This window comes from Streptomyces sp. NPDC059524 (genome assembly GCF_042749255.1).
GTDB classification, from domain to species: Bacteria; Actinomycetota; Actinomycetes; order Streptomycetales; family Streptomycetaceae; genus Streptomyces; species Streptomyces xanthii.
In genome coordinates this window covers 1-1,971 of record NZ_JBHYTK010000314.1, presented here as the reverse complement: position 1 = coordinate 1,971, position 1,971 = coordinate 1, and the positions used below count along the sequence as shown (strand labels likewise).

General features: G+C 74.0%; 2 protein-coding genes. Both read right to left on the bottom strand.

The features are described 5' to 3' along the window. Positions 1–297: 297 nt before the first annotated feature. Positions 298–867 carry an FxsA family membrane protein gene (gene fxsA / locus ACFW9D_RS38475; protein ID WP_384630137.1) on the bottom strand — a complete coding sequence of 190 codons (570 nt, stop codon included), beginning with the start codon at positions 865–867 and terminating at the stop codon, positions 298–300. Between the two features lie 83 nt (positions 868–950). Further along, positions 951–1,724, bottom strand: a complete 774-nt coding sequence (locus tag ACFW9D_RS38470; RefSeq protein ID WP_188340078.1) for a polyprenol monophosphomannose synthase — start codon at positions 1,722–1,724, stop codon at positions 951–953. Between the last annotated feature and the right edge of the window lie 247 nt (positions 1,725–1,971).

Below are 1,971 nucleotides of genomic sequence, written 5' to 3'. Positions count from 1 at the left end.
GGCCGGACACACACCGTGTGTCCGGCCCCAGGCCGTTTCCGCGTTCGTCTCCTGATCCCTGGCGGGGCCGCCTCGCGCACCGAATCCGGCGGCATCCGAGCCGATTCCGGTGAGAGCGCCCGCGAGGGGCCCGCCCGGCGGTCGCCTGTCGCATGTCGGCGGGCGGCGGTCGGAATCCGCCCGGTCACCGGCCCGAACACCGTCCCGGGGTGACCGAGGCCGTCCCGAAGCTTCTCCCCGGGCCGAAGGCTGTCCCGGGGCCGGCCGACCTGAACGTGCGGCCCGAACGTCCGGCCCTCAGGACGGCATGATCGGCGGGCGCGGCTCGGAGTCGTCGGGGTGGGATCCCGGGCGGTCGTCCTCGCGGACCACCTCGCCCTGGATCACGGTCGTGCCGGGCTGACGCATCCGCGCCTGCTGGAAGGCGCCGCCCAGCGTGCCCTCGGCCGCCGTGCTCATCCGGCGCTCGACCGCCCGCTCCGTGTACCGGCTCAGGGCGCCCCGCACCGGGGGCACGAGGAGCAGCAGACCGAGGGCGTCCGTGATCAGGCCGGGGATCATCAGGAGCAGTCCCGCGAGCATCAGCAGCCCGTTGCCCTGCGTGCGCGGCTCGGCGGGCGCCGCCGCCGGGTTCGTCTGCGCGCGCTGGATCGTCTCGCTCAGATTCTGGAACGCGCGACGGCCCGCGGCCTTGATCACGACGGCGCCGAGGACCAGGCCGGCCACGAGGACCAGGAAGACCGTGAAGCCTCCGGCCGCCCCGGCCACCAGCATGAGCAGCCAGACCTCGAGGACCGCCCAGGCGGCGATGCCGAGCGGGAGGAACCTGCGGACCCGGGAGCGCCGGGGCGGAGTGCCAGTGGTCATGCCCCCAGTGTGCCTGGGGCGGCGTCCAAGTGGCGTAAGCGGGGGATCAAGATCGCCGAGCGCGAAAAACGCCCGGACGGCGCTCAGCGGCTCTCGGGGCGGCGGCCGACGGCCTTGCCCACGCGCTCCCCCAGGCCCCACGCGGTGACGCGCCACAGGGCCTCCACGACGATGTCCTTGCTCATCTTGGAGTCGCCCAGTTCGCGCTCCACGAACGTGATGGGCACCTCGACCACGTGATAGCCGGCCTTGACGGCCCGGCGGGCGAGGTCGACCTGGAAGCAGTAGCCCTGCGAGGCCACGTCGTCGAGGCCGAGGCCCTCGAGGGTCTCGCGGCGGAAGGCGCGGAAGCCGCCGGTGACGTCCCGGATCGGCACGTCGAGCACCAGCCGGGAGTACGTGGAGCCGCCGCGCGAGAGGAACTCCCGGGACTTGGGCCAGTTCACGACCCGCCCGCCGGGCACCCAGCGCGAGCCGAGCACGAGGTCGGCGCCCTTGAGGGCGGTGAGCAGCCGGGGCAGTTCCTCGGGCTGGTGGGAGCCGTCGGCGTCCATCTCGACGAGGACCCCGTAGTCGTGCTCCATGCCCCAGGCGAAGCCCGCGAGATAGGCGGCGCCGAGGCCCTCCTTGCCGGTGCGGTGCAGGACGTGGACCTGGTCGTCGGCGGCCGCGAGCTCGTCGGCGAGCTTGCCGGTGCCGTCGGGGCTGTTGTCGTCGGCGACGAGCACGTGGGCCGCGGGCACGGCGGCCCGGACGCGGCCCACGACGGTCTTGATGTTCTCCGCCTCGTTGTAGGTCGGGATGATCACCAAGGCCGTGCCCAGAGGGCCGAACGTGCGCCCACCGCCGTCTTTCACAGGTTCCCCTTCACTTCGTTCACAAGGGGACCACCATAGCGAGCGCGTTTCACTGCGGATCGGGGCCGGGCGTCCTTCGGGCCGGCCTGGGACCCGCTGGCTGCGGATGACCGAGAGCCGTTGTCTACTGAACGCCCGGGCCCCACCCGGGTCGCACCTGGCCGACCGGCCGGAACGTTCCGGCGCCCCGTGGCGCGGGCGCCGGTCCCGGACCTCGCCGGGGGTGGGGCGGGGGGGGCGGCCCCGC

Bases quoted from the DNA above. Each gene is read 5' to 3' on its own strand.
- fxsA (WP_384630137.1), bottom strand. From the start codon at position 867: ATGACCACTGGCACTCCGCCCCGGCGCTCCCGGGTCCGCAGGTTCCTC.